Source organism: Burkholderia sp. E168m15, from assembly GCF_016586105.1.
In the GTDB taxonomy this organism is placed as follows: domain Bacteria; phylum Pseudomonadota; class Gammaproteobacteria; order Burkholderiales; family Burkholderiaceae; genus Burkholderia; species Burkholderia orbicola.
In genome coordinates this window covers 1-24,972 of the sequence record NZ_BCPO01000061.1, presented here as the reverse complement: position 1 = coordinate 24,972, position 24,972 = coordinate 1, and the positions used below count along the sequence as shown (strand labels likewise).

General features: G+C 66.8%; 24 protein-coding genes and 1 pseudogene. 20 read left to right on the top strand and 5 right to left on the bottom strand.

The genetic code is table 11. The features are described 5' to 3' along the window. The first annotated feature begins 10 nt into the window (after positions 1–10). The 10 genes from JMF86_RS09910 to JMF86_RS09865 all read left to right on the top strand — a co-directional run bounded on the left by JMF86_RS09910 (position 11) and on the right by JMF86_RS09865 (position 10,682). The gene (locus tag JMF86_RS09910; protein ID WP_006483824.1) at positions 11–1,207 is read left to right on the top strand and encodes a 1-deoxy-D-xylulose-5-phosphate reductoisomerase; all 1,197 of its coding nucleotides are present in this window, start codon (positions 11–13) and stop codon (positions 1,205–1,207) included. A gap of 11 nt (positions 1,208–1,218) precedes the next feature. Beyond that, positions 1,219–2,592, top strand: a complete 1,374-nt coding sequence (rseP, locus tag JMF86_RS09905) for an RIP metalloprotease RseP (RefSeq protein WP_011549542.1) — start codon at positions 1,219–1,221, stop codon at positions 2,590–2,592. A gap of 61 nt (positions 2,593–2,653) precedes the next feature. Further along, on the top strand, positions 2,654–4,963 hold the full coding sequence (bamA, locus tag JMF86_RS09900; RefSeq protein WP_011549543.1) for an outer membrane protein assembly factor BamA: 2,310 nt from the start codon (positions 2,654–2,656) through the stop codon (positions 4,961–4,963). A gap of 64 nt (positions 4,964–5,027) precedes the next feature. Further along, on the top strand, positions 5,028–5,525 hold the full coding sequence (locus tag JMF86_RS09895) for an OmpH family outer membrane protein (protein ID WP_011549544.1): 498 nt from the start codon (positions 5,028–5,030) through the stop codon (positions 5,523–5,525). A gap of 16 nt (positions 5,526–5,541) precedes the next feature. Continuing rightward, positions 5,542–6,636, top strand: a complete 1,095-nt coding sequence (gene lpxD / locus JMF86_RS09890; protein ID WP_011549545.1) for a UDP-3-O-(3-hydroxymyristoyl)glucosamine N-acyltransferase — start codon at positions 5,542–5,544, stop codon at positions 6,634–6,636. A 129-nt stretch (positions 6,637–6,765) separates the two neighbouring features. Next, the gene (gene fabZ, locus JMF86_RS09885; RefSeq protein WP_006495559.1) at positions 6,766–7,233 is read left to right on the top strand and encodes a 3-hydroxyacyl-ACP dehydratase FabZ; all 468 of its coding nucleotides are present in this window, start codon (positions 6,766–6,768) and stop codon (positions 7,231–7,233) included. A 67-nt stretch (positions 7,234–7,300) separates the two neighbouring features. Further along, on the top strand, positions 7,301–8,089 hold the full coding sequence (gene lpxA, locus JMF86_RS09880; RefSeq protein ID WP_006478502.1) for an acyl-ACP--UDP-N-acetylglucosamine O-acyltransferase: 789 nt from the start codon (positions 7,301–7,303) through the stop codon (positions 8,087–8,089). A gap of 3 nt (positions 8,090–8,092) precedes the next feature. Then, the gene (gene lpxB, locus JMF86_RS09875; RefSeq protein WP_011549546.1) at positions 8,093–9,262 is read left to right on the top strand and encodes a lipid-A-disaccharide synthase; all 1,170 of its coding nucleotides are present in this window, start codon (positions 8,093–8,095) and stop codon (positions 9,260–9,262) included. Continuing rightward, on the top strand, positions 9,259–9,903 hold the full coding sequence (rnhB, locus tag JMF86_RS09870) for a ribonuclease HII (RefSeq protein ID WP_011549547.1): 645 nt from the start codon (positions 9,259–9,261) through the stop codon (positions 9,901–9,903). Before lpxB ends, rnhB begins: the two co-directional genes overlap by 4 nt. Continuing rightward, positions 9,900–10,682 carry an RNA methyltransferase gene (locus tag JMF86_RS09865; protein ID WP_011549548.1) on the top strand — a complete coding sequence of 261 codons (783 nt, stop codon included), beginning with the start codon at positions 9,900–9,902 and terminating at the stop codon, positions 10,680–10,682. Before rnhB ends, JMF86_RS09865 begins: the two co-directional genes overlap by 4 nt. Before the next feature lie 100 nt (positions 10,683–10,782). Here the strand turns inward: JMF86_RS09865 and JMF86_RS09860 are convergent, their stop codons facing one another. Next, positions 10,783–11,598 (bottom strand): pyruvate, water dikinase regulatory protein, encoded by an 816-nt coding sequence (locus JMF86_RS09860; RefSeq protein WP_011549549.1) that lies wholly within the window; start codon positions 11,596–11,598, stop codon positions 10,783–10,785. A 376-nt stretch (positions 11,599–11,974) separates the two neighbouring features. On the opposite strand from JMF86_RS09860, the gene ppsA reads away from it, so the two are divergent. The 3 genes from ppsA to JMF86_RS09845 all read left to right on the top strand — a co-directional run bounded on the left by ppsA (position 11,975) and on the right by JMF86_RS09845 (position 16,076). Further along, positions 11,975–14,377 (top strand): phosphoenolpyruvate synthase, encoded by a 2,403-nt coding sequence (ppsA, locus tag JMF86_RS09855; RefSeq protein WP_006478508.1) that lies wholly within the window; start codon positions 11,975–11,977, stop codon positions 14,375–14,377. Positions 14,378–14,669: 292 nt separating this feature from the next. Continuing rightward, complete coding sequence (locus JMF86_RS09850; protein ID WP_011549550.1) at positions 14,670–15,104, top strand: NfeD family protein; 435 nt, start codon at positions 14,670–14,672, stop codon at positions 15,102–15,104. A gap of 36 nt (positions 15,105–15,140) precedes the next feature. Beyond that, positions 15,141–16,076: an SPFH domain-containing protein gene (locus JMF86_RS09845; protein WP_011549551.1), complete on the top strand. Its 936-nt coding sequence runs from the start codon at positions 15,141–15,143 to the stop codon at positions 16,074–16,076. Between the two features lie 151 nt (positions 16,077–16,227). Here the strand turns inward: JMF86_RS09845 and smpB are convergent, their stop codons facing one another. After that, positions 16,228–16,674, bottom strand: coding sequence for an SsrA-binding protein SmpB (gene smpB, locus JMF86_RS09840; protein WP_006478511.1), 447 nt, complete (start codon positions 16,672–16,674; stop codon positions 16,228–16,230). Positions 16,675–16,773: 99 nt separating this feature from the next. Between smpB and JMF86_RS09835 the strand changes: the two genes are divergently transcribed. Beyond that, positions 16,774–17,211, top strand: coding sequence for a type II toxin-antitoxin system RatA family toxin (locus tag JMF86_RS09835; protein ID WP_006478512.1), 438 nt, complete (start codon positions 16,774–16,776; stop codon positions 17,209–17,211). Positions 17,212–17,215: 4 nt separating this feature from the next. Continuing rightward, positions 17,216–17,539, top strand: coding sequence for an RnfH family protein (locus JMF86_RS09830; protein WP_011549552.1), 324 nt, complete (start codon positions 17,216–17,218; stop codon positions 17,537–17,539). Between the two features lie 42 nt (positions 17,540–17,581). On the opposite strand, the gene JMF86_RS09825 is transcribed toward JMF86_RS09830, so the two are convergent. The 3 genes from JMF86_RS09825 to JMF86_RS09815 all read right to left on the bottom strand — a co-directional run bounded on the left by JMF86_RS09825 (position 17,582) and on the right by JMF86_RS09815 (position 20,608). Continuing rightward, positions 17,582–18,547 carry a DMT family transporter gene (locus JMF86_RS09825; RefSeq protein WP_011549553.1) on the bottom strand — a complete coding sequence of 322 codons (966 nt, stop codon included), beginning with the start codon at positions 18,545–18,547 and terminating at the stop codon, positions 17,582–17,584. Positions 18,548–18,669: 122 nt separating this feature from the next. Beyond that, a complete protein-coding gene (locus JMF86_RS09820) occupies positions 18,670–19,356 on the bottom strand; it encodes a glutaminyl-peptide cyclotransferase (protein WP_011549554.1) in 687 nt (228 codons plus the stop codon). A 31-nt stretch (positions 19,357–19,387) separates the two neighbouring features. Beyond that, positions 19,388–20,608 (bottom strand): hypothetical protein, encoded by a 1,221-nt coding sequence (locus JMF86_RS09815; protein WP_011549555.1) that lies wholly within the window; start codon positions 20,606–20,608, stop codon positions 19,388–19,390. Positions 20,609–20,722: 114 nt separating this feature from the next. Between JMF86_RS09815 and JMF86_RS09810 the strand changes: the two genes are divergently transcribed. The 5 genes and pseudogenes from JMF86_RS09810 to JMF86_RS09790 all read left to right on the top strand — a co-directional run. Then, positions 20,723–21,487, top strand: a complete 765-nt coding sequence (locus JMF86_RS09810) for a DUF899 domain-containing protein (RefSeq protein WP_006478517.1) — start codon at positions 20,723–20,725, stop codon at positions 21,485–21,487. A 28-nt stretch (positions 21,488–21,515) separates the two neighbouring features. After that, positions 21,516–22,349 carry a DUF2182 domain-containing protein gene (locus JMF86_RS09805; RefSeq protein ID WP_011549556.1) on the top strand — a complete coding sequence of 278 codons (834 nt, stop codon included), beginning with the start codon at positions 21,516–21,518 and terminating at the stop codon, positions 22,347–22,349. Positions 22,350–22,628: 279 nt separating this feature from the next. Continuing rightward, positions 22,629–24,089, top strand: a complete 1,461-nt coding sequence (guaB, locus tag JMF86_RS09800; protein ID WP_006478519.1) for an IMP dehydrogenase — start codon at positions 22,629–22,631, stop codon at positions 24,087–24,089. Between the two features lie 6 nt (positions 24,090–24,095). Further along, positions 24,096–24,704 carry a hypothetical protein gene (locus tag JMF86_RS09795; RefSeq protein WP_011549557.1) on the top strand — a complete coding sequence of 203 codons (609 nt, stop codon included), beginning with the start codon at positions 24,096–24,098 and terminating at the stop codon, positions 24,702–24,704. A gap of 107 nt (positions 24,705–24,811) precedes the next feature. After that, a pseudogene (locus JMF86_RS09790) lies at positions 24,812–24,972 on the top strand (GMP synthase); the annotation flags it as partial.

Below are 24,972 nucleotides of genomic sequence, written 5' to 3'. Positions count from 1 at the left end.
TATTCCTGTTATGCAAAAACGTCTGACATTGCTCGGTTCCACGGGCTCGATCGGAGACAGCACGCTCGACGTGGTCGCGCGCCATCCCGAGCGCTTCTCGGTCTACGCGCTGACCGCGCACCGCAACGGCGACAAGCTCGTCGAGCAGTGTCTGCGCTTCGCGCCCGAAGTGGCGGTGGTCGGCGATGCCGCAACCGCCGCGCACGTCGACGCGAAACTGCGCGCGGCGGGCAGCAAGACGGTCGTGCTGCACGGGCCGCAGGCGCTCGTCGACGTGTCGAAGAGCGACGGCTGCGACACGGTGGTCGCGGCGATCGTCGGCGCGGCCGGCCTCGCGCCGAGCCTGGCGGCCGCCCGCGCCGGCAAGCGGATCCTGCTCGCGAACAAGGAAGCGCTCGTGATGTCGGGCGCGATCTTCATGGACGCCGTGCGCGACCATGGCGCGATCCTGCTGCCGGTCGACAGCGAGCACAACGCGATCTTCCAGTGCATGCCGCGCGACGCGGCCGAGCACGGCGGGATCTCGAAGATCATCCTGACCGCGTCGGGCGGGCCGTTCCGCACGCGTGAACCGGCCACGCTCGTCGACGTGACGCCGGACGAGGCATGCAAGCACCCGAACTGGGTGATGGGCCGCAAGATCTCGGTCGATTCCGCGACGATGATGAACAAGGGCCTCGAGGTGATCGAGGCGCACTGGATCTTCGGGCTGCCGGGCGACCGGATCGATGTGCTGATCCATCCGCAGAGCGTGATCCATTCGCTCGTGTCGTACCGCGACGGCTCGGTGCTCGCGCAGCTCGGCAACCCCGACATGCGCACGCCGATCGCCCACGCGCTCGCATTCCCCGAGCGCGTCGATGCGGGCGTTGACCAGCTCGACCTCGCGCAGATCGCCCAGCTGTCGTTCGAGAAGCCCGATTACGCGCGCTTCCCGTGCCTCGCGCTCGCGCTGAAGGCACTCGAGGAAGGCGGTATCGCGAGCGCCGCATTGAACGCGGCGAACGAAGTGGCGGTCGAAGCATTTCTCGAGCGCCGGATCGGCTTCATGGCGATCGCGGCGACGGTCGACGCCGTGCTCAACACGCTGCCGAACCGCGCGCCCGACGGGCTCGACGACGTCCTCGCGGCGGATGCCGAGGCTCGCCGCCTCGCCGCCGCGATCATTGCGAAAGCGCCTGCGCCACGCGTGGAGCGTACTGTCTGAATGGGGTGCTCATGAACGTGCTGGTCGAACTGGTCGCGTTTGCGGTGGCGATCGGGGTACTGGTCGTCGTGCATGAGTACGGACATTATCGCGTCGCGCGCTGGTGCGGCGTGAAGGTGCTGCGTTTCTCGATCGGCTTCGGCCAGCCCATCGCGCGCTGGGTCAGCCGCAGGACGGGCACCGAGTGGACGCTGTCCGTGCTGCCGCTCGGCGGCTACGTGAAGATGCTCGACGAGCGCGATCCGGGCCCGGGCGGCATCCCGGCCGAAGAGCTCGGCCAGGCATTCAACCGCCAGTCGGTCTACAAGCGCATCGCGATCGTCGCGGCCGGGCCGATTGCAAACTTCCTGCTGGCAATCGCACTGTTTTCCCTCGTATTCGCCACCGGCGTGACCGAGCCGACCGCGATCGTCGCGCCGCCGGCCGCCGGCACCGCAGCGGCTCGCGCGGGCTTCGACGGCAGCGAGACGGTCGTGTCGATCCGCAACGCGCAGGGCGGCGAGTCCGAGCCGGTGCGATCGTGGTCGGACCTGCGCTGGAAGCTGCTGTCGGCCGCGTTCGACCATCGCGAGGTCGTGCTCGGCGCGCGCGACGGCAATGCGACGTTCGACTTCCGCGTCGACCTCCGCAACGTGCCCGACAGCCAGCTCGACGACGACTTCATGGCCCATCTGGGCTTCGAGGCCGGCGGCGGCACGTTGTCGGTCGCGTCGGTGCAGCCGGGCAGCGCGGCGGAGCAGGCCGGCCTGAAGGTCGGCGACAAGCTGGTCGCGCTCGACGGCAAGCCGATCGGCGGCGCGGCGCGTTTCATCGATACGGTGAAGCACCATGCGGGCCAGCCGCTCGAGCTGCGGATCGAGCGCAATGGCGCCGCACAGACGGTGTCGATCGTGCCGCAGATGCAGCGTGACGACGAATCGGGGCAGCAGATCGGCCGCATCGGCGCGGCGCTGTCGATGCACGCGCCGTCGGTGGACGTGCGCTACGGGCCGATCGAGAGCCTGCGGCTCGGCGCGCACCGCACGTGGGACATTTCCGTGTATTCGCTGAAGATGTTCGGGCGGATGATCACGGGCAACGCGTCGCTGAAGAACCTGTCCGGCCCGGTGACGATCGCCGACTACGCAGGCAAGAGCGCGCGGCTCGGTCCGTCGGCGTTCCTGTCGTTCCTCGCCCTTGTCAGCATTAGCCTTGGCGTCCTGAACTTGTTGCCGATTCCCGTTTTGGACGGGGGGCATCTGTTATATTATGCGGTTGAAGCCGCGACCGGGAAAGCCGTCTCGGAGCGCTGGCAGCTGATTCTGCAAAGAGCCGGGTTGATCTGCATCGTCGCGTTGTCGGCGATCGCGCTGTTCAACGATCTGGCTCGGTTAATCCATTTCTGAAGCGTCAGGCGGCGGCCGCTGGCCAGCCGCCCGATTTGATGCAGCTAAATATTGGGGATGCATGTTGTTCAAACCTCATCGCTTTGTACCTAAGACAGTTGCAGCGGCCGCGCTCGCCGCGCACGGCCTCGCGGCGCATGCAGCGGCACCGTTCGTGGTGCAAGACATCAAGATCGAGGGGCTGCAGCGCGTCGAAGCGGGTTCGGTGTTCGCCTATCTGCCGATCAAGCAGGGCGATACCTTCACGGACGACAAGGCATCCGAAGCAATCCGCGCGTTGTACGCGACGGGCTTTTTCAACGACGTGCGCGTCGCCACGCAGGGCAACGTCGTGATCGTGCAGGTGCAGGAGCGTCCGGCCATCGCGTCGATCGACTTCACCGGCACGAAGGAATTCGACAAGGACAACCTGACGAAGGCGCTGCGCGCGGTCGGCCTCGCCGATGGCCGCTACTACGACAAGGCGCTCGTCGACAAGGCGGAGCAGGAGCTCAAGCGCCAGTACCTGACGCGCGGCTTCTATGCGGCCGAGGTCAAGACGACGATCACGCCGGTCGACGCGAACCGCGTGTCGATCCTGTTCGCGGTGGCCGAAGGCCCGAGCGCGAAGATCCGCCAGATCAACTTCATCGGCAACAAGGCGTTCAGCACCAGCACGCTGCGCGACGAGATGCAGCTGTCGACGCCGAACTGGTTCTCCTGGTACACGAAGAACGACCTGTACTCGAAGGAAAAGCTCACGGGCGACCTCGAGGCCGTGCGCTCGTACTACCTGAACCGCGGCTACCTCGAGTTCAACATCGAGTCGACCCAGGTGTCGATCTCGCCGGACAAGAAGGACATGTACCTGACGGTCACGCTGCACGAAGGCGAGCCGTACACGGTGTCGGGCATCAAGCTGTCGGGCAACCTGCTCGATCGCGAGGCCGAGCTCAACAAGCTGATCAAGATCAAGCCGGGCGACCGCTTCTCGGCCGAAAAGCTGCAGCAGACCACCAAGTCGATCGTCGACAAGCTCGGTGAATACGGCTACGCATTCGCGACCGTCAACGCGCAGCCGGACATCGACCAGGCGAACCACAAGGTGAACCTGAACCTCGTCGTCGATCCGAGCCGCCGCGTGTACGTGCGCCGCATCAACGTGGTCGGCAACACGCGCACGCGCGACGAAGTGGTGCGCCGCGAGATGCGCCAGCTCGAAAGCTCGTGGTTCGACTCGAACCGCCTCGCGCTGTCGAAGGACCGCGTGAACCGCCTCGGCTACTTCACCAACGTCGACGTGACGACGGTGCCGGTCGAAGGCACGAACGACCAGGTCGACGTGAACGTGAAGGTCGACGAAAAACCGACCGGCGCGATCACGCTGGGTGCCGGCTTCTCGTCGACGGACAAGGTCGTGCTGTCGGCCGGCGTGTCGCAGGACAACGTGTTCGGTTCGGGCACGAGCCTGTCGGTGAACGTCAACACCGCGAAGAGCTACCGCACGCTGACCGTCACGCAGGTCGACCCGTACTTCACGGTCGATGGCATCAAGCGGATCACCGACGTCTTCTACCGCACGTACCAGCCGCTCTACTATTCGACGAGCTCGAGCTTCCGGATCATCAGCGCGGGCGGCAACCTGAAGTTCGGCATTCCGTTCTCGGAAGTCGACACCGTCTACTTCGGCGCGGGCTTCGAGCAGAACCGCCTGGACGTCGATTCGAACACGCCGCAGAGCTACCAGGATTACGTGAACCAGTTCGGCCGCGTGTCGAACACGGTGCCGCTGACGGTCGCATGGTCGCGCGACGCGCGTGACAGCGCGCTGATTCCGAGCCGCGGCTACTTCACGCAGGCGAACATGGAGTACGGCGTGCCGGTCGGCAAGATCCAGTACTACAAGGCCGACCTGCAGGCGCAGTACTACTATTCGTTCTCGCGCGGCTTCATCCTGGGCCTGAACCTGCAAGGCGGCTACGGTAACGGTATCGGTAACCCGTACCCGATCTTCAAGAACTACTACGCGGGCGGTATCGGCTCCGTGCGTGGCTACGAGCCGAGCTCGCTGGGCCCGCGCGACACGAAGACGAACGATCCGATCGGCGGTTCGAAGATGCTGGTCGGCAACATCGAGCTGACGTTCCCGCTGCCGGGCACGGGTTACGACCGCACGCTGCGCGTGTTCACGTTCCTCGACGGCGGTAACGTGTGGGGCAATGCGCCGGGCGGCACGAGTACGGGCGCCAACGGCCTGCGTTACGGCTACGGTGTGGGTCTCGCGTGGATCTCGCCGATCGGCCCGCTGAAGCTGAGCCTGGGCTTCCCGCTGCAGAAGCACGAAGGCGACCAGTACCAGAAATTCCAGTTCCAGATCGGGACGGCGTTCTGACCGAACGCATGACAACAGCAACGAGAGGGTAATTTTGCTAACCGGTAAGTTTTCGAAACGAGTGATGTGCGCGCTGACCGTTGCGCTGGCCCTGGGCGCGGCAACGGTGCACGCACAGGACGTCGCCCGCATCGCGGCGGTCAATTCGGATCGGATCCTGCGCGAGTCGGCGCCCGCCAAGGCGGCGCAGACGAAGCTCGAAGCCGAGTTCGCGAAGCGTGACAAGGATCTGCAGGACCTGGCGGCGCGTCTGAAGTCGATGTCCGATTCGCTGGACAAGAACGGCGCGTCGCTGTCGGCGGCCGATCGCGCGCAGAAGCAGCGCGATCTGGCGCAGCTCGACACCGACTTCCAGCGCAAGCAGCGCGAGTTCCGCGAAGACCTGAACCAGCGTCGCAACGAAGAGCTGGCGGCCGTGCTGGAAAAGGCGAACAAGGTCATCAAGCAGATCGCCGAGCAGCAGAATTACGACCTGATCGTGCAGGAAGCCGTGTACGTCAGCCCGCGCATCGACATCACCGACAAGGTGCTCAAGGCGCTCGCGTCCGGCTCGACGAACTGAACGGAGCAGACGACGAATGGCATTGACGCTTGAGGAACTCGTAAAACGGTTCGGCGGCGAGATCGCCGGCGACGCACAGTGCAAGGTGGGCGGGCTCGCACCGCTCGACCAGGCGGGCCCTCAGCAGCTCGCGTTCCTCGCGAACCCGAAGTACCTGTCGCAGGTCGAGTCGACCCGCGCCGGTGCGGTCCTGATCGCACCGAAGGATCTGGAAAAGCTGGGTGCGGCCGCTCAAGGCCGGACGGCCGGCCCCCGCAACTTCATCGTGACGCCGAATCCGTACGCGTACTTCGCGCGCGTCGCGCAGATGTTCATCGATCTCGCCACGCCGCCGCGCGCGGCCGGCGTGCATCCGAGCGCGACGATCGATCCGGCCGCGAAGGTCGCCGCGACCGCGGTGATCGGCCCGCACGTGACGATCGAGGCCGGCGCGGTGATCGAAGACGGCGTGCAGCTCGACGCGAACGTGTTCGTCGGCCGCGGCACGACGATCGGCGCCGGCTCGCATTTTTATCCGAACGCATCGGTGTACCACGGCTGCAAGGTCGGCCCGCGCGCGATCGTCCATGCGGGCGCCGTGATCGGTTCCGACGGCTTCGGCTTCGCACCGGATTTCGTCGGTGACGGCGACGCGCGCACCGGCAGCTGGGTCAAGATCCCGCAGGTCGGCGGCGTGACGATCGGCCCGGACGTCGAAATCGGCGCGAACACGACGATCGATCGCGGTGCGATGGCGGATACCGTCATCGAGGAATGCGTGAAGATCGACAACCAGGTCCAGATCGGCCACAACTGCCGGATCGGCGCGTACACGGTGATCGCCGGCAGCGCCGGCATCGCGGGCAGCACGACGATCGGCCGCCACTGCATGATCGGTGGCGCGGCCGGGATCGCCGGCCACGTGACGCTCGGCGACTATGTGATCATCACCGCGAAGTCGGGCGTATCGAAGTCGCTGCCGAAGGCCGGCATCTATACCAGCGCGTTTCCGGCCGTCGACCACGGCGAATGGAACAAGAGCGCCGCGCTCGTGCGCAACCTCGACAAGCTGCGCGAGCGCATCAAGGCGCTCGAAGCCGCGCTCGCCGCCCAGGGCGGCACCGACGCCTGAGCGCATCATGCGAGACCACGAACCGGGCACGGCCAGCGCAACCGGCCCGGTTTGCCAGACGGGGCCGCGCGGCGGCCCGCTTCAGCCTTTGCATCACCACCGCGCAGCCTCTGCGTGAGACGAACCATCATGAGCACTGAAAAAATCAATCTCGACATCCACAAGATCCTCACGCTGCTGCCGCATCGCTACCCGATTCTGCTCGTCGATCGCGTGCTCGAACTCGAGCCGCACAAAGGGATCAAAGCGCTGAAGAACGTGTCGATCAACGAGCCGTTCTTCCAGGGGCATTTCCCGAAGCGGCCGGTGATGCCGGGTGTGCTGATCCTCGAGGCGCTCGCCCAGGCCGCGGCGCTGCTGACGTTCGCGGAAGAGCAGCCGAAGGACCCGGAGAACACGCTGTATTACTTCGTCGGGATCGACGGCGCGCGCTTCAAGCGCGTGGTCGAACCGGGCGACCAGCTGATCCTGAACGTGACGTTCGAGCGCTACATCCGCGGCATCTGGAAGTTCAAGGCGGTGGCGGAAGTGGACGGCAAGGTGGCGGCGGAAGCCGAACTGATGTGCACGGTCAAGACGGCCGACGCGGCGCCCTGAGCGACGCGGCACGCATGGGTAACATCACGCGAACAACGCGACACATCATATCGAGAGGCAACGGCGCATGACCAGGATTCATCCTACCGCGATCGTCGAACCGGGCGCGCAGATCGACGAATCGGTCGAGATCGGCCCGTACGCGATCGTCGGCCCGCACGTCACGATCGGCGCGCGCACGACGATCGGCTCGCACAGCGTGATCGAAGGCCATACGACGCTCGGCGAGGACAACCGCATCGGCCATTACGCGTCGGTCGGCGGTCGTCCGCAGGACATGAAGTACAAGGACGAGCCGACGAAGCTCGTGATCGGCAACCGCAACACGATCCGCGAATTCACGACGATCCACACGGGCACCGTGCAGGACGTCGGCGTGACGACGCTCGGCGACGACAACTGGATCATGGCCTACGTGCACATCGGCCATGACTGCCGCGTCGGCAACAACGTGATCCTGTCGAGCAACGCGCAGATGGCCGGTCACGTCGAGATCGGCGACTTCGCGATCATCGGCGGGATGTCGGGCGTGCACCAGTTCGTGCGCATCGGCGCGCACTCGATGCTGGGCGGCGCGTCGGCGCTCGTGCAGGACATCCCCCCGTTCGTGATCGCAGCCGGCAACAAGGCCGAGCCGCACGGGATCAACGTCGAAGGGCTGCGCCGGCGCGGCTTCTCGGCCGATGCGATCTCGGCGCTGCGCAGCGCGTACCGCGTGCTGTACAAGAACGGCCTGTCGCTGGAAGAAGCGAAGGTGCAACTGCGCGAACTCGCGGAAGCGGGCGGCGACGGCGATGCACCGGTGACGGCGCTCGTCGAGTTCATCGACGCGTCGCAACGCGGCATCATCCGCTAAGCGATGCCGCTCCCGACCAATCAGCTGCGACTCGCGATGGTGGCCGGCGAGCCGTCGGGCGACCTGCTCGCGGCGTCGCTGCTCGGCGGGCTGCGCGAGCGGCTGCCCGAATCGGCCCAGTATTACGGGATCGGCGGGCAGCGCATGATCGCGCAGGGCTTCGACTCGCACTGGCAGATGGACAAGCTGACCGTGCGCGGCTATGTCGAGGCGCTGGGCCAGATTCCAGAGATCCTGCGGATTCGCGGCGAACTGAAGCGCCAGCTGCTCGCCGAGCGGCCGGCCGCGTTCATCGGCGTCGACGCACCCGATTTCAACTTCAACGTCGAGCAGGCCGCGCGCGACGCGGGCATTCCGTCGATCCACTTCGTGTGCCCGTCGATCTGGGCGTGGCGCGGCGGCCGCATCAAGAAGATCGCGAAGTCCGTCGATCACATGCTGTGCCTGTTCCCGTTCGAGCCGGCGATCCTCGACAAGGCGGGCGTCGCATCGACCTACGTCGGTCATCCGCTCGCCGACGACATCCCGCTCGAACCCGACACGCATGGCGCCCGCATCGCACTGGGTCTGCCGGCCGACGGCCCCGTGATCGCGGTGCTGCCGGGCAGCCGGCGCTCGGAGATCGCGCTGATCGGCCCCACGTTCTTCGCGGCGATGGCGTTGATGCAGCAGCGCGAACCCGGCGTGCGGTTCGTGATGCCGGCCGCGACGCCCGCACTGCGCGAACTGCTGCAGCCGCTCGTCGACGCGCACCCGCAACTCGCGTTGACGATCACCGACGGCCGCTCGCAGGTCGCGATGACGGCCGCCGACGCGATCCTCGTGAAGAGCGGCACCGTCACGCTGGAAGCCGCGCTGCTGAAGAAGCCGATGGTGATCTCGTACAAGGTGCCCTGGCTGACCGGGCAGATCATGCGCCGGCAGGGCTACCTGCCGTATGTCGGCTTGCCGAACATCCTGGCGGGTCGCTTCGTCGTGCCCGAGCTGCTGCAGCATTTCGCGACGCCCGAGGCGCTCGCCGATGCGACGCTCACGCAACTGAGCGACGACGCGAACCGCCGCACGCTGACCGAAGTGTTTACCGAAATGCATCTGTCGCTGCGGCAGAACACGGCCGCGAAGGCGGCCGAGGCCGTCGTGCGCGTGCTCGAACAACGCAAGGGGCGCGCATGACCGCAATCCGTGCGCCACGCCGCCGTGCGTCGAGCGACGTGCAGGGCGGTTTCGACTTCAGCCGTCCGGACGAGATCGTCTGCGGCGTCGACGAAGCCGGCCGCGGCCCGCTCGCGGGGCCGGTAGTCGCCGCCGCGGTGATCCTCGATCCGGCACAGCCGATCGACGGGCTCGACGATTCGAAAGTGCTGTCCGCGAAGAAGCGCGACGCGCTGTACGACCTGATCGTCACGCGTTCGCACGCGTATTGCGTCGCGTCGGCGAGTGTCGACGAGATCGATACGCTGAATATCCTGCATGCGACGATGCTCGCGATGAAGCGGGCCGTCGAAGGCCTGTCGGTACTGCCGACGCTCGCGCAGATCGACGGCAACCGCTGCCCGACGCTGAGCGTGCGTGCCGAGGCGATCGTCAGTGGCGACGCGCTCGTGCCGAGCATCTCGGCCGCGTCGATCCTAGCGAAGGTCACGCGCGACCGGATGCTGGTCGACCTGCATGAACGCTTCCCGGTGTACGGTTTCAACGTGCATGCGGGCTACGGCACCGCGAAACACCTTGCCGCACTTCGCGAGCACGGCCCGTGCGAAGCGCATCGGCGCTCGTTCGCGCCGGTTCGCGCGGCGCTTGACCTGATTCGATGAAAAGCATCACTTCCCGCGACAATCCGCTGTACAAGCGCCTGAAGGCGCTCGCGGGTTCGACGCCCCATCAGCGCCGCAGCGGCCAGGCGCTGCTCGAAGGCTTCCATCTGGCAAGCGCGTACCTCGATACGGGCGCGACGCCCGAGCTGTGCGTCACGACCGAAGGCGCGCTCGGCCACGCCGAGGCGCAGGCGATCGTCGCACGCATCGACGCGCAGCGGATCGTCACGCTGCCGGACGCGCTGTTCGGGCAGTTGTCGAACGTCGTCAACGGCGTCGGCTTCCTGCTGCTGGTCGACCGGCCGGCGCACCCGCTGCCCGAACGCGTGACGCACACGTCGGTCGTGCTCGACGGCGTGCAGGATGCCGGCAACGTCGGCTCGATCCTGCGCAGCGCGGCGGCGGCCGGCGTGCGTCACGTGTTCTGCGCGCCGGGGACGGCCTATGCGTGGTCGTCGAAGGTGCTGCGCTCGGGCATGGGCGCGCATTTCCTGCTGTCGATCCATGAGGACGTCGAAGCTGAGGCGCTGGCCGAACGCCTCGACGTCCCGGTCGCGCTGACCGACTCGCACGGCGCGCAGGCGGTCTACGACTGCGACCTGTCGGGACCTGTCGCCTGGGTGTTCGGCAACGAAGGTGCCGGCGTGTCGGCATTCTGGCGCGACGCGGCCACGCATCGCGTGACGATTCCGCAGCCGGGCGGGATGGAGTCGCTGAACGTCGCGGCGGCGGCGGCAGTGTGCCTGTTCGAGCAGGTACGGCAGCAGCGGCCGGCGTGACGCCGCACGCGGTGCATGTGCCGTAAAACGAAACAAGGCCGCGTTTGACGCGGCCTTGTTGCTTTCGGCGACGGCCTGACGGCCGCCAGCGCTTCCGCGCTCAGTACGACTGCCGGTCGAGCCGGATTTCCTGCAGGATCGTCGTCGCGATTTCCTCGATCGACTTGTGCGTCGACGATAGCCATTTGATCCCTTCGCGGCGCATCATCGCTTCGGCCTCGTTGATCTCGTAACGGCAGTTCTCGGGTGCCGCGTACTTGCTGCCCGGCCGGCGCTCGTTGCGGATCTCCGACAGGCGCTGCGGGTCGATCGACAGCCCGAACAGCTTCTCGCTGTACGGCGCCAGCGCCGACGGCAGCTTGCCGCGTTCGAAGTCTTCTGGAATCAGCGGATAGTTGGCCGCCTTCACGCCGTACTGCATCGCGAGATACAGGCTCGTCGGCGTCTTGCCGCTGCGCGACACGCCGACGAGGATCACGTCGGCCTCCGACAGGTTGCGATTCGACTGGCCGTCGTCGTGCGCGAGCGAGAAGTTGATCGCCTCGATCCGCGTCTTGTATTCCTCGGTGTCCGCGTTCTGGTGGCCGCGGCCCATCGCGTGGCTCGACTTGAGCTCGAGTTCCTGCTCGAGCGGTTCGACGAAGCGCTGGAACATGTCGAGCACGAGCGCGTTCGAGCGTTTGACGATGTCGTTCGACTCGCTGTCGACGAGCGTCGTGAACACGATCGCGCGACGGCCGTCGTGCACGGCGGCCTCGTTGATCTTTTCGACGGTCGCATAGGCCTTGTCGAGCGAGTCGACGAACGGCACGCGCACGAGACGGAATTTCTGGTCGAACTGGGAGAGGATCGAGTGCGCGAAGGTTTCGGCAGTGATCCCGGTGCCGTCGGAGACGATGAATACGGTAGGCAGCATGAATCTGGACGTCGAGCGTGAAGGGCAGTTGCGCGGGCGGCTGGAGGCGAGCCTCCAGACCCAGTGACAAGGTCGCGCCACATCCGGCAGCCGGCACGGTAGAATAGCGGCAACCTGTTGGATAAGCAATTGCGGGGGCAGGGCGCGAACGGCGCCCCGTGGCTGGGCCGCGCGATTCCGGAACTCCCGGCAAGTCTGGCGATTTGTCTGAAAATATCGCCCTTCTGCCGGGATTTTTGCAAATCGGGTCGGAAGATTTCCGCCGCTGCGAGTGTTTATCTAACAGGTTGCGCAAGACGCGCCGCGCCTTTTTGCAAGCGCCCGTGTTCGAGCCCACTTGCGCGATCGAGCATTTTTTTCACACTTAGGGGCTTGTATGACTAACGCAGCAAACGTCGCAAAGGACCAGGCGTATGTAATTCCGTTCGAGCAGTTGCGGATGACCGATGTGGAAATCGTGGGCGGCAAGAATGCGTCGCTCGGCGAGATGATCAGCCAGCTTTCCGAAGCAGGCGTTCGCGTACCCACCGGTTTCGCCACGACCGCGCTCGCATTCCGCGATTTCCTCAAGCACAACGACCTCACCGATCGCATCGCCAAGCGTCTCGAGTCGCTCGACATCGACGACGTGAAGGCGCTCGCCGAAGCCGGTGCCGAAATCCGTAAATGGATCGTCGACGCACCGCTGCAGCCGCGCCTCGAGCAGGAAATCCGCGCGCAGTTCGAAGTGCTGAAGAACGGCTCGCCGAGCGAGCTGTCGTTCGCGGTGCGCTCGTCCGCGACCGCGGAAGATCTGCCCGACGCCTCGTTCGCCGGCCAGCAGGAGTCGTATCTGAACGTCGTCGGCATCGACGACGTGCTCGACCGCATGAAGCACGTGTTCGCGTCGCTGTACAACGACCGCGCGATCTCGTACCGCGTGCACAAGGGCTTCACGCACGCCGAAGTCGCGCTGTCTGCCGGTGTGCAGCGCATGGTCCGCTCGGACGTCGGCGCCGCCGGCGTGATGTTCACGATCGACACCGAATCGGGTTTCAAGGACGCCGTGTTCATCACGTCGAGCTACGGCCTGGGCGAAACCGTCGTGCAGGGCGCGGTGAACCCGGACGAGTTCTACGTGTTCAAGACGACGCTCGCGCAGGACAAGTACCCGATCATCCGCCGCTCGATCGGCTCGAAGCTGATCAAGATGGAATTCACGCAGCCGGGCGAGCCGGGCCGCGTGAAGACGGTCGACGTGCCGCACGAGCAGCGCAACCGCTACTCGATCACGGATGAGGACGTGATCGAGCTGGCGAAGTACGCGGTCATCATCGAGAAGCACTATCAGCGTCCGATGGACATCGAGTGGGGCAAGGACGGCCGCGACGGCAAGATCTTCATCCTGCAGGCACGTCCGGAAACGGTGAAGAGCCAGGCATCCGGCAAGGCAGAGCAGCGCTTCAAGCTGAAGGGTCAGTCGCAGGTGCTCGCGACGGGTCGTGCGATCGGCCAGAAGATCGGCGCGGGCCCCGTGCGCGTGATCCAGGATCCGTCGGAAATGGAACGCGTGCAGCCGGGCGACGTGCTGGTGGCCGACATGACCGACCCGAACTGGGAGCCGGTGATGAAGCGCGCGGCGGCGATCGTCACGAACCGTGGCGGCCGTACCTGCCACGCGGCGATCATCGCGCGTGAACTCGGCGTGCCGGCCGTCGTCGGCTGCGGCGATGCGACCGACATCCTGAAGGACGGCGCGCTCGTCACCGTGTCGTGCGCGGAAGGCGACGAAGGCAAGATCTACGACGGGCTGCTCGAGACGGAAGTCACGGAAGTGCAGCGCGGCGAGCTGCCGGAAATCCCGGTCAAGATCATGATGAACGTCGGCAACCCGCAGCTCGCGTTCGACTTCTCGCAACTGCCGAACGGCGGCGTGGGTCTCGCGCGTCTCGAGTTCATCATCAACAACAACATCGGCGTTCACCCGAAGGCGATTCTCGAGTACCCGAACATCGACCAGGACTTGAAGAAGGCGGTCGAGAGCGTGGCGCGCGGCCACGCGTCGCCGCGTCAGTTCTACGTCGACAAGCTGACGGAAGGCGTCGCGACGATCGCGGCGGCGTTCTATCCGAAGCCGGTGATCGTGCGTCTGTCCGACTTCAAGTCGAACGAGTACAAGAAGCTGATCGGCGGTTCGCGTTACGAGCCGGACGAGGAAAACCCGATGCTGGGCTTCCGCGGCGCGTCGCGCTACATCGCCGAGGACTTCGCGCAGGCGTTCGAGATGGAATGCCGTGCACTGAAGCGCGTGCGTGACGAGATGGGCCTGACCAACGTCGAGATCATGGTGCCGTTCGTGCGGACCGTGAAGCAGGCGGAGCGCGTGGTCGGCCTGCTCGAGAAGTTCGGCCTGAAGCGTGGCGAAAACGGCCTGCGCCTTGTGATGATGTGCGAAGTCCCGACCAACGCGATCCTCGCCGAAGAGTTCCTGGAACACTTCGACGGTTTCTCGATCGGCTCGAACGACCTCACGCAGCTCACGCTCGGCCTCGACCGCGATTCGGGCATGGAACTGCTGGCAGTCGACTTCGACGAGCGCGACCCGGCCGTCAAGTTCCTGCTGAAGCGTGCGATCGATACGTGCCGCAAGATGGGCAAGTACGTCGGGATCTGCGGCCAGGGCCCGTCCGATCACCCGGACTTCGCGCAATGGCTGACGGACGAAGGCATCGTGTCGATCTCGCTGAACCCCGACACGATCATCGATACGTGGCAGGCGCTCGCCGCCAACCGCAAGTAACGAGTCGTGATGCAACTTCGACGAAAGGGCGGTCCGCCGCACTTTCGTTGAAGGCAAAATGCAAGGTTCGTGCTATAAACACCCCGGTAAGCGCCGGGGTGTTTTTTTTCGTCGGTACTCGCCGGGCCGCCCCAAGAGTGCCGACCGCCCCCGCGGGGGGCAGCGAGCGCAGTGAGCGTGGGGGTCGTTTTCCTTCGGTACTCGCCGGGCTGTCCAAGAGTACCGACCGCTTCGCACAGCCGCGAGCGCAGCGAATATAGTGAGCATCGGGGACGTTTTTCTGGAGACCACAATGATGTCGGGGCATCTGTTCTGGTGGGTCGGGGTCGGCGTGCTGGTCGTGGCCGAATTGCTGACCGGCACGTTCTATCTGTTGATGATCGCGCTCGGCTTTCTCGCCGGCGGGTTGTTGCAACTGGCCGGTTTCGCGCCGCACGTGCAGTTCGGCGCGGCGGCCGCGGTCGCGATCGTCGCGATGATCGTGCTGCGCCGTTCGGGGCTCGGCCGCAAGCAGAAGCGCGACACGTCGACGAATCCCGACGTCAATCTCGATATCGGCTCGACCGTCACGGTCGACGCGTGGCGTGACGGCCGCGCGCGCGTGCAGTATCGCGGTGCCGACTGGGACGTCGAACTCGCGCACGGCGAGCGCGACGATGCGCGCGTGTACCAGGTGAGCGCCGTGCGCGGCAATTGCCTCGTGGTCGTGGCGAAACCCGCGGGCTGATCGTCCGCTGATACAACAACAAGGAGGAAATGCTTCATGGATTCGCTGATCATCTGGGTTGTCCTGCTCGTCATCGCGATCGTGATCGTGTCGAAGACGGTGAAGATCGTGCCGCAGCAGCATGCATGGGTGCTCGAGCGCTTCGGGCGCTACCACGCGACGCTGTCGCCCGGTCTCAATATCGTGCTGCCGTTCGTCGATCGCATCGCGTACCGGCACGTGCTGAAGGAAATTCCGCTCGACGTGCCGAGTCAGGTCTGTATCACGCGCGACAACACGCAGTTGCAGGTCGACGGCGTGCTGTATTTCCAGGTGATGGACCCGATGAAGGCGTCGTACGGGTCGAGCAACTTCGTGCTCGCGATCACGCAGCTGTCGCAGACGATGCTGCGCTCGGTGATCGGCAAGCTCGAGCTCGACAAGACCTTCGAGGAGCGCGATTTCATCAACCACAGCATCGTGTCGGCGCTCGACGACGCCGCGGCGAACTGGGGCGTGAAAGTGCTGCGCTACGAGATCAAGGACCTGACGCCGCCGAAGGAGATCCTGCATGCGATGCAGGCGCAGATCACCGCGGAGCGCGAAAAGCGTGCGCTGATCGCCGCATCCGAAGGCCGCAAGCAGGAGCAGATCAACCTCGCGTCGGGGGCGCGCGAAGCCGCGATCCAGAAGTCGGAAGGCGAGCGGCAGGCCGCGATCAACCAGGCGCAGGGCGAAGCCGCCGCGATTCTGGCGGTGGCCGAGGCGAACGCGCAGGCGATCCAGAAAATCGCGAGCGCGATCCAGTCGCAAGGCGGGATGGACGCGGTGAACCTGAAGGTCGCCGAGCAGTATGTCGGTGCGTTCGCGAATCTCGCGAAGCAGGGCAATACGCTGATCGTGCCGTCGAACCTGTCGGATCTCGGTACCGCGATCTCGTCGGCGCTGACGATCGTCAAGAGCGCGGGCGTGGGGGCCGGCGCGAAGAGCTGAGCCCGACATCGATGCGCACGCAGCTGCCGCGTGCGTATCGTCCTGCGGCGAATCGTCGCGCAGCCGCGACCGGCCGGCGCGATTCAGGCAGTCCAAAGCGACACGGCCCGCTTCGAGCGGGCCGTGTCGTTTGCGATGAACGCCGTGTGTGTCAGGTGCCGGCGCGCATGATGCGTGCCTTCTCGCGTTCCCAGTCGCGCTTCTTCTCGGTTTCGCGCTTGTCGTGCAGCTTCTTGCCCTTCGCGAGCGCGATGTCGCATTTCACGCGACCGCCCTTGTAGTGGAAGTTAAGCGGCACGAGCGTGTAGCCGCGCTGCTCGACCTTGCCGATCAGCTTCTTGATTTCCTCGCGGTGCAGCAGCAGCTTGCGCGTGCGAACCGGGTCGGGCTTGATGTGCGTCGAGGCTTCGGGCAGCGGGCTGATATGGGTCCCGATCAGGAAGATCTCGGCGTTCTTCACCACGACGTAGCCTTCCTTGATCTGGCCGCGTCCGGCGCGCAGCGCCTTGACTTCCCAGCCCTCCAGCACGAGCCCCGCCTCGTAGCGTTCCTCGATGTGATAATCGAAGTGCGCTTTCCTGTTGTCGATGATGCTCATGAAAGGATCGGGCCAACTCGTTTAAAATCACGATTTTAGCAAAGCGGGGCGCGTATCGCCCGGCTTGGCGTTCCCACTTTAAGCGATGCCGCGCGATTTATGGCAGATGTCCAGAAAACCGTATTGATCCGTCATTCGGCGGAACAGATGTTCGACCTCGTCACCGACGTGGCCGACTACCCCAATTTCCTGCCCTGGTGCGGCGGTGTCGAGGTTCGCCGTCAGGACGAGAGCGGGATGGAAGCGCGCATCGACATCAACTTCAAGGGTATCAAGCAGCATTTCGCGACCCGCAACACGCAGCAGCGTCCGACCCGGATCGACATGGAGTTCGCGGACGGGCCGTTCAAGAAGTTCACGGGTTCGTGGCGTTTCATCCCGCTGCGCGCCGATGCGTGCAAGATCGAATTCGCGCTGCACTACGAGTTTTCGAGCATCCTGCTCGAGAAGATCATCGGGCCGGTGTTCAGCCACATCGCGAACACGTTCGTCGATTCGTTCGTGAAGCGTGCGGACCAGCGCTACGGGAAGGGGTGACGCGATGCTGTCGATCGAAGTCTGCTACGCGCTGCCGGACCGCCAGACGCTGATTCCGCTGTCGCTGCCCGACGGGGCGACCGTGCGCTCGGCCATCGACGCGAGCGGCGTGCTCGCGCTGCATCCGGAGATCGATCTCGCACACGCAAAGACAGGCGTGTACGGCAAGCTCGCACCGCTCGATGCGCCGCTCGTCGATCACGACCGCGTCGAGATTTACCGTCCGCTGATCGTCGATCCGAAGCTCGCGCGCCAGCGGCGCGTCGACAAGTCCCGCCGCGCCGGCTCGATCGAGGGCCGCAAGTGGATGAACAAGGACGCGCGCTGACGCGCTTTTCGTTCCGATTGATCTGATCAAACGCCGCGGCGCTCAATGGGCCGCGGCGTTTGCGTTTGTCGATGCGCTGCCCGGCGTGTCGCCGTGCCGCCGCACCGAGCCGTATACGCCGGCGAGCAGCAGCACGAGCGCGGCGATCTCGAGCGCGTGCGGCATCCGCTGGTCATACACGAACGCATACAGCATCGCGAACACGGTTTCGAACACGATCAGCTGGCCCGACAGCGTGAGCGGCAGCCGCTTCGACGCGGCATTCCACAGCCCGTTGCCGAGCCACGACGCGCCGATCGCGAGCACGAGGTTCAGCAGCCAGAACAACTGCCACCGCGATGCGGGGACGGCCGCCTGCACCGTGCCGGCCGGCAGCGCGAGGATCGCCATCCAGCAGAGCCCGCCGATCAACCCCGTCACGACACCCCACAGCACCGACCATTCGTTGCCGCCGAAGTGGTGATGGCGCTGCAGGTAGCGTGTGTTCGCCACCGCATACCAGGTCCAGCTCGCGAGCGCGCCCGCCGCGCAGGCGATGCCCGCGAGCTTCTGGGCGAGCGTCGTGGCGTGCGCGGCTTCGGATGTAAACAGGTCGACGTTGATGCAGACGATACCCGCGATCACCAGCGCGAGCGGAGCGGCGAGCCGCCGCAGCGGCATGGCGCCACGGTCGCCGAGGCCCGCGAGCGTGACGGACACGGGCAGCACGCCGACGATCAGCGAACTGGGCGCGATGCCGATCAGGTGCACGGCGCCGGACAGCAGCATGTAGTACGCGACGTTGCCGATGACGGCGAGCCTCACCAGCGCGACCAGATCCTCGCGGGTCAAGCGCACGAGCAGCGAGCGGGCGACCGGCAGTGCGGCCGCCAGCGACACGAGGCCGTACATCGTATAGCGGCCGGCGCTCAGCAGCAGCGGCGAGAAATCGGTCAGCAGCCGCGGAACGAGAAACACCATGCCCCACAGGGCGCCTGCCAGGACACCGTACACCACGCCGCGCTGCATCGACCGCTCCGAACGAATGACTGAAGTGCGCGCATCTTAGCGATGCCGTCGTGGCGGCGTCTTGTTCATTCCTGCACTCGGGGGCACGGCGGTGCGTTCGGGCAGCGTGGGCACGCGGTGGATCAGCCGTCTGCCGGATCGGGTATCACGTCCGTGCCGTCGGTGGCGGTACGCGTGCGCACCGGGCGGCGCACGGCACGCAGCTTGCCGCTGTTGCCGCCGCCGCAGTAGAAGCGGTCGTGGCCGTCGGATTCGAGCCCCGACACGCCGACGCCGGCCGGCATGTCGATCTGCTCGAGCACCTCGCCCGTGTGCGGATCGATGCGTCGCAGGTCGCTCTGGTCGGCTTCCCACGTGCCGTGCCACAGCTCGCCGTCGACCCACGTCACGCCGGTGACGAAGCGGTTCGATTCGATCGTGCGCAGCACGGCGCCCGACTGCGGATCCACCTGATGAATCTTGCGTTCGCTGTACTGGCCGACCCACAGCGTGCCTTCCGCCCACGCGAGCCCCGAATCGGCGCCGCCGCCGGGCGCCGGGATCGTCGCGAGCACGCGACCCGATTCGGGGTCGATCTTCTCGATGCGGTCCTCGACGATCTGGAACAGGTGGCGGCCGTCGAACGCGGTGCCCGCGTGCGCGGCGACGTCGAGCGAGCGGACGGTCGTGCCGCGCTCGGGATCGAGCGCATTCAGCTTGTCGCCGGACGCGTACCACACGTGCTGCCCGTCGAACGTGACGCCGTGCACGCCGTCGACGCCCGGAAACGGGCCGTACTCGTGAAGGATCTCTGCGGTGGAGCGTTTCATGTTTGTCACCTCGTCGTTCGATGGGGCCATCCTAATCGCCCGGCAGCGCAACCGGGAGTAACAAGGTCGTCGCGAATCCGGGCAGCGGCGGCGTCAGCCAGCGGCGCGCGCGTCCGCGGCCGAGCGCCTGCACCTTGCCGGTTTCGGCGAGCGCATCCAGCGCACGCTGCACGGTGCGCTGGCTGGCGCCGAGCGCGAGCGCCAGCGCGGAGCTCGACCACGCTTCGCCGTCGGCGAGGAGCGCGAGCACGGCCGCATGGCGATCGTCGACCGGACGCGCGAGGACGACGGTTTCGCGCACGCCGAGCGGTTCGAGCGCGAAGCCGCGCGGCGTCGCGACGACGTTCGCGAGCGGGCGCAGCACCGCACGCAGCCGGCCGATCTCGACACGCAGCCGCGCACGATGCGATTCGTCGGCTTGTTTCGCACGGAACGCGGCGGCGACGAGCGCGTTTCTCGATACGTCGGCCGGCCACGCTTCGCCCAGCGCACGGGCGAGCACGAAGAGCACCGGACGCCGCGCGAGCGACACGGTCGTGCGCGCATCGCGCACCGTGTGGCGGCACGCGTCGACGACGAGCGCATTCGACTCGAACAGCGTCTCCACTTCGTCGAGCGGTACGAGCCGCGACGTGCCGCGTGCGATGAGCCGGGCGGCCGGTGCGTCGAGCACGCGCGCCGCGGTATCGACCTCGGCCGTCAGCGCGGCGATGCCGGCGGCGCGGGCGGCTGTCCGCGCACGGTCGAGTGCCGTACGGGCCGCGTGCGTGCGGAGGCGGCGCATCGCGATGCCGGCCGCGATCAATTCATGGGTGGCGCGTGACGCGGGCGGTAGCGGCACGGGATCGAGATATGCAAGCAGCCGTTCGGCCTCGTCGAGCTGACCGATCAGCAGCAACCGGCGCACGCCGAGATAGCGGGCATGCGCGGCGTTCGCGCGGTCGCCGTGCGTGTCGAGCGTCGCGCAGGCCGCGTCGAGCGCGCGCGTCGGCCAGCGCAGGTCGCGCGACGCGAGCGCGATCTCGGCTTCCGCGACGACGCAGCGCGCCCGTGCGACCGTTTCCTTCGCACCGAATGCGCGTGCGGCGGCGCGCACGAGCGCGCGCGCCCGGTCGAAATCGCCGAGCTGCGCCAGCGCGATGCCGCGCAGCGCGAGCGCCGGCGCATCGTCGCGCAGCGCGACGCGGTTCAGCGCGCCGAGCGCGTCACCGGTCGCGAGCGCGCGCGCGGCCGCCGTGATCAGCGAATCCATCCGAATCCCGACACACTTGTCACTCCCTCCGGTCCGATGCCCGCCACTAATCTAGCACCACGCACACGGCCTCGGACGCCGTGCCCGGATACCCATCGGAAGGAGGAACCCGCAATGACGACCCATCTCACCGGAACCCGCGACGAATGGCTGGCCGAACGCCGCGCGCTGCTCGACGCGGAAAAGGCGCTGACGCGGCAAAGCGACGAACTCGCGCGGCGGCGCCAGGCGCTGCCGTGGGTGCGCGTCGACAAGACCTACCGGTTCGATACCGAGGAAGGGCAGGCGACGCTCGACGACCTGTTTCGCGGCCGTTCGCAATTGCTCGTCTATCACTTCATGTTCGGCCCCGACTACAAGGCGGGCTGCCCGTCGTGCTCGGCGCTCGCCGACGGCTTCGACGGTTTTGCCGTGCATCTGGCGCATCACGACGTGACGCTCGCGGCCGTGTCGCGCGCGCCGCTCGCGAAACTGCTCGCGTACCGGCAGCGGATGGGGTGGACGTTCCCGTGGGCGTCGTCGGTCGGCAGCGATTTCAACTTCGACTTCAACGTGTCGTTCACCGAAACGCAGCAGCGCGCGGGCGACGTCGAATACAACTATGCGCGGGCCGGCCATGCGATGGACATGGATCCGCCGCCGGCGCCCGTCGTGCAGTTTGCGGCCACCTGCGGCACCGACGCGCGCACGTATTCGCTCGACCGGCCGGGGATGAGCGCGTTCGTGCGCGAGGACGGCGCCGTCTATCACACGTATTCGACCTACGCGCGCGGCCTCGACGGGCTGTGGGGGATGTACCAGTGGCTCGATCGCGCGCCGCGCGGACGCAACGAGGCCGGCCCGTGGTGGCGCCGTCACGACGAGTACGCGCGCGGCTGAGCGCGGTGGCCACGGGCGGGAGCACGCGATGACACGAACGACGACCGGGGCGAAAGCCGGGCCGATAACCGGCGAGACGGCCCTCGATCCGCGGGCATTCGGCGTGGCGGTCGCGGCCGTGTTCGCGGTCGCCGTGGTGGCGACGCTGGCGCAGCATGCGTCGATGGCCGCGATGGGCGGCGTACCGATGCCAGGCGGCTGGATGGCCTCGGCCGCCTGGCTGCGGCCGTGCGGGCGAGGCGGCGGGCGCGCATTCGCGACGTTCGCCGGAATGTGGGGCGCGATGACGGTGACGATGATGCTGCCCGTGCTCGCGCCGCAGCTCTGGCATTACCGGCGGCGTATCGGCCCGCAGGCGGCAGCGCGGTCGGCCTGGCTCGTCGTCGTCGCGGGGGCGGGATATTTCTCGGTCTGGATGGCGCTCGGCGCGCTCGTGTTTCCGGCCGGCGCCGTAATGACGACGGCCGCCGCCCGTCTGCCGGCGCTCGCCCGGGCGATGCCGTTCGTGTCCGGCGCCGTCGTGCTGGCCGCGGGCGCGTTGCAATTCTCCGGGTGGAAGGCGCGCCGGCTCGCGTGCTGCCGGCATGCGGAGGCGCACGACGTGCATCGGCCACGGGCGGCGGCCGTTACGGCATGGCGGTACGGCATGCGCGCCGCGATCAGGTGCGGCGCGTGTTGCGGGAACCTGATGGTGGTCGCATTGGCGGCCGGCATGATGGATCTGCGCGTGATGGCCGCCGTGACGGTCGCGATCGCAGCCGAACGTGTTGTGCCGGCCGGCGGGCGCTTCGCGCGGACCGTCGGTTGCGGGGTGGCGGCGGGCGGCATGGCGATGATCGCCCGTGCCGCCGGGCTGGCGTGAAGCAGGGCTGGCAAGCCGCTTCGGCGGGTCGCCGGGCCGTGCGCGCGGCCGCCGCCGTCGCGGCCGTGTGGCCCCGCCGCGACACGGGCACATGCCGCCGGCCGCCGGTTGCGCGAATGGCTCGATGCGGCGGTGAAACGAAAGACGATCGAAAACGAACCGAACGGCGATCCGAACGATTCGGCCCCCGAACGGCCGAAACCGGCTAAGCCGTTGTTCGTGTTGTGAAAATTCACGGCGCTTCGCGTATAATTCGCTTTTGCGCCCATAGGATTTGCCATGCGTCTGATCCAAAAAGCACTCACTTTCGATGACGTGCTCCTCGTTCCCGCCTTCTCCGACGTTCTCCCGCGCGACACCAGCCTCAAGACCAAGCTGACCCGCAACATCTCCTTGAACATGCCGCTCGTGTCCGCCGCGATGGACACGGTCACCGAAGGTCGCCTCGCGATCGCGATGGCCCAGCAGGGTGGCGTCGGTATCGTCCACAAGAACCTCACGCCGGCCGAACAGGCCCGCGAAGTCGCGAAGGTCAAGCGTTTCGAGTCGGGCGTCGTCCGCGATCCGATCACGGTGCCCCCGCAAATGAAGGTGCGCGACGTGATCGCGCTGTCGCGCCAGCATGGCATTTCGGGTTTCCCGGTCGTCGAAGGCCCGCAGCTCGTCGGCATCGTCACGAACCGCGACCTGCGTTTCGAAACGCGCCTCGACGAGCCGGTCAAGTCGATCATGACGCCGCGCGAGCGCCTCGTCACGGTCAAGGAAGGCACGCCGCTCGCCGAAGCGAAGGCGCTGATGCACAGCCACCGCCTCGAGCGCGTGCTGGTCGTCAACGACGCGTTTGAACTGCGCGGCCTGATGACCGTCAAGGACATCACGAAGCAGACCGAGCACCCGGACGCGTGCAAGGACGAACACGGCAAGCTGCGCGCAGGCGCGGCGGTCGGCGTCGGTCCGGACAACGAAGAGCGTGTCGAGCTGCTGGTGCAGGCCGGCGTCGACGTGATCGTCGTCGATACCGCGCACGGTCACAGCAAGGGCGTGCTCGAGCGCGTGCGCTGGGTCAAGCAGAACTTCCCGCACGTCGAGGTGATCGGCGGCAACATCGCGACGGCCGCCGCCGCGAAGGCGCTGATCGAATACGGCGCGGACGCGGTCAAGGTCGGTATCGGCCCGGGTTCGATCTGCACGACGCGGATCGTCGCGGGTGTCGGCGTGCCGCAGATCAGCGCGATCGCGAACGTGTCGGAAGCGCTGAAGGGCACCGGCGTGCCGTGCATCGCGGACGGCGGCGTGCGCTTCTCGGGCGACGTGTCGAAGGCCCTCGCGGCCGGCGCGAATGCGGTGATGATGGGCAGCATGTTCGCAGGCACCGAAGAGGCGCCGGGCGACGTGTTCCTGTACCAGGGCCGCCAGTACAAGTCGTATCGCGGCATGGGTTCGGTCGGTGCGATGAAGGATGGCGCGGCTGACCGCTACTTCCAGGACAACTCGGCGAACATCGACAAGCTCGTGCCGGAAGGCATCGAAGGCCGTGTCGCGTACAAGGGTTCGGTCAACGCGATCCTGTTCCAGCTGGTCGGCGGCGTGCGCGCGAGCATGGGCTACTGCGGCTGCAAGACGATCGACGAGCTGCACGAGAAGGCCGAATTCGTCCAGATCACCGCGGCGGGCATGCGCGAGTCGCACGTGCACGACGTGCAGATCACGAAGGAAGCGCCGAACTACCACGTGGACTGATCGCCGATGAAACCGCTGCTGCGAGCCGTGCTGATCGTCGATGCCGTGCTGCTGCTGGCGTTCGGCGTGCTGTTCGTGCTGACGCCCTGGCAGGCGCTGTTCGACGCGCTGCAACTGGCGAACATCCAGCCGGCGATGCTCGGTCAGGCGTTCGGCATCGCGCTGCTCGGGCTCGCGTGGCTCGCGTTTCATGCGGCGTTCAACGGCGACCTCACGGCGCCCGTCGCACGGGCGGTCGGCCATGTGAACTGGCTGACCGGCGTGCTGACGGTCGTGTGGTCGATCGGCACCGGCAGCGGTCCCGCGCTGGCGGCCGCCGGCCGGGTGCTGTCGGCGGTGGCCGGGGTCGCGCTGATCGTGCTCGGTCTCGGCGGCGTGCGGCTCGCATCGGCCGTGCGTCGGCGCGAAAGGGCCGACAGGGCGCAGGCGCTCGAGGGCCGGGACGCGAGGCGTCCGGTCGAACCGGCGTCGGCCTCCACGCAGCCGCCGCGGGTCGAGCCGGTCGTCAGCCGCCCGGTGGCGCCTTCGGCACCGGTCGCCGCAGGTCCATCGGCCGCATCCGATCGCGCGTCAGGCAGCGTCGCATTCGACGCGCGCCCGCCGTCGCAGGATTGACCGGCGATGCGTCGCGCGAGCCGCCTGCCGCCCGACGCCGCTGTCCATGCTTTTGACGCAGCGCTTCGTGCGCTGCTTTTCTTATTCTCTTCATCCCGTCCGCAGCCATGCACGACAAAATCCTGATTCTCGACTTCGGTTCGCAAGTCACCCAACTGATTGCACGGCGCGTGCGTGAAGCGCACGTCTACTGCGAAATCCATCCGAACGACGTGTCCGACGACTTCGTCCGCGAGTTCGCGCCGAAGGCGGTGATCCTGTCGGGCAG

Bases quoted from the DNA above. Each gene is read 5' to 3' on its own strand.
- JMF86_RS09910 (WP_006483824.1), top strand. From the start codon at position 11: ATGCAAAAACGTCTGACATTGCTCGGTTCCACGGGCTCGATCGGAGAC.
- rseP (WP_011549542.1), top strand. From the start codon at position 1,219: ATGAACGTGCTGGTCGAACTGGTCGCGTTTGCGGTGGCGATCGGGGTA.
- bamA (WP_011549543.1), top strand. From the start codon at position 2,654: ATGTTGTTCAAACCTCATCGCTTTGTACCTAAGACAGTTGCAGCGGCC.
- JMF86_RS09895 (WP_011549544.1), top strand. From the start codon at position 5,028: ATGTGCGCGCTGACCGTTGCGCTGGCCCTGGGCGCGGCAACGGTGCAC.
- lpxD (WP_011549545.1), top strand. From the start codon at position 5,542: ATGGCATTGACGCTTGAGGAACTCGTAAAACGGTTCGGCGGCGAGATC.
- fabZ (WP_006495559.1), top strand. From the start codon at position 6,766: ATGAGCACTGAAAAAATCAATCTCGACATCCACAAGATCCTCACGCTG.
- lpxA (WP_006478502.1), top strand. From the start codon at position 7,301: ATGACCAGGATTCATCCTACCGCGATCGTCGAACCGGGCGCGCAGATC.
- lpxB (WP_011549546.1), top strand. From the start codon at position 8,093: ATGCCGCTCCCGACCAATCAGCTGCGACTCGCGATGGTGGCCGGCGAG.
- rnhB (WP_011549547.1), top strand. From the start codon at position 9,259: ATGACCGCAATCCGTGCGCCACGCCGCCGTGCGTCGAGCGACGTGCAG.
- JMF86_RS09865 (WP_011549548.1), top strand. From the start codon at position 9,900: ATGAAAAGCATCACTTCCCGCGACAATCCGCTGTACAAGCGCCTGAAG.
- JMF86_RS09860 (WP_011549549.1), bottom strand. From the start codon at position 11,598: ATGCTGCCTACCGTATTCATCGTCTCCGACGGCACCGGGATCACTGCC.
- ppsA (WP_006478508.1), top strand. From the start codon at position 11,975: ATGACTAACGCAGCAAACGTCGCAAAGGACCAGGCGTATGTAATTCCG.
- JMF86_RS09850 (WP_011549550.1), top strand. From the start codon at position 14,670: ATGATGTCGGGGCATCTGTTCTGGTGGGTCGGGGTCGGCGTGCTGGTC.
- JMF86_RS09845 (WP_011549551.1), top strand. From the start codon at position 15,141: ATGGATTCGCTGATCATCTGGGTTGTCCTGCTCGTCATCGCGATCGTG.
- smpB (WP_006478511.1), bottom strand. From the start codon at position 16,674: ATGAGCATCATCGACAACAGGAAAGCGCACTTCGATTATCACATCGAG.
- JMF86_RS09835 (WP_006478512.1), top strand. From the start codon at position 16,774: ATGGCAGATGTCCAGAAAACCGTATTGATCCGTCATTCGGCGGAACAG.
- JMF86_RS09830 (WP_011549552.1), top strand. From the start codon at position 17,216: ATGCTGTCGATCGAAGTCTGCTACGCGCTGCCGGACCGCCAGACGCTG.
- JMF86_RS09825 (WP_011549553.1), bottom strand. From the start codon at position 18,547: ATGCAGCGCGGCGTGGTGTACGGTGTCCTGGCAGGCGCCCTGTGGGGC.
- JMF86_RS09820 (WP_011549554.1), bottom strand. From the start codon at position 19,356: ATGAAACGCTCCACCGCAGAGATCCTTCACGAGTACGGCCCGTTTCCG.
- JMF86_RS09815 (WP_011549555.1), bottom strand. From the start codon at position 20,608: ATGGATTCGCTGATCACGGCGGCCGCGCGCGCGCTCGCGACCGGTGAC.
- JMF86_RS09810 (WP_006478517.1), top strand. From the start codon at position 20,723: ATGACGACCCATCTCACCGGAACCCGCGACGAATGGCTGGCCGAACGC.
- JMF86_RS09805 (WP_011549556.1), top strand. From the start codon at position 21,516: ATGACACGAACGACGACCGGGGCGAAAGCCGGGCCGATAACCGGCGAG.
- guaB (WP_006478519.1), top strand. From the start codon at position 22,629: ATGCGTCTGATCCAAAAAGCACTCACTTTCGATGACGTGCTCCTCGTT.
- JMF86_RS09795 (WP_011549557.1), top strand. From the start codon at position 24,096: ATGAAACCGCTGCTGCGAGCCGTGCTGATCGTCGATGCCGTGCTGCTG.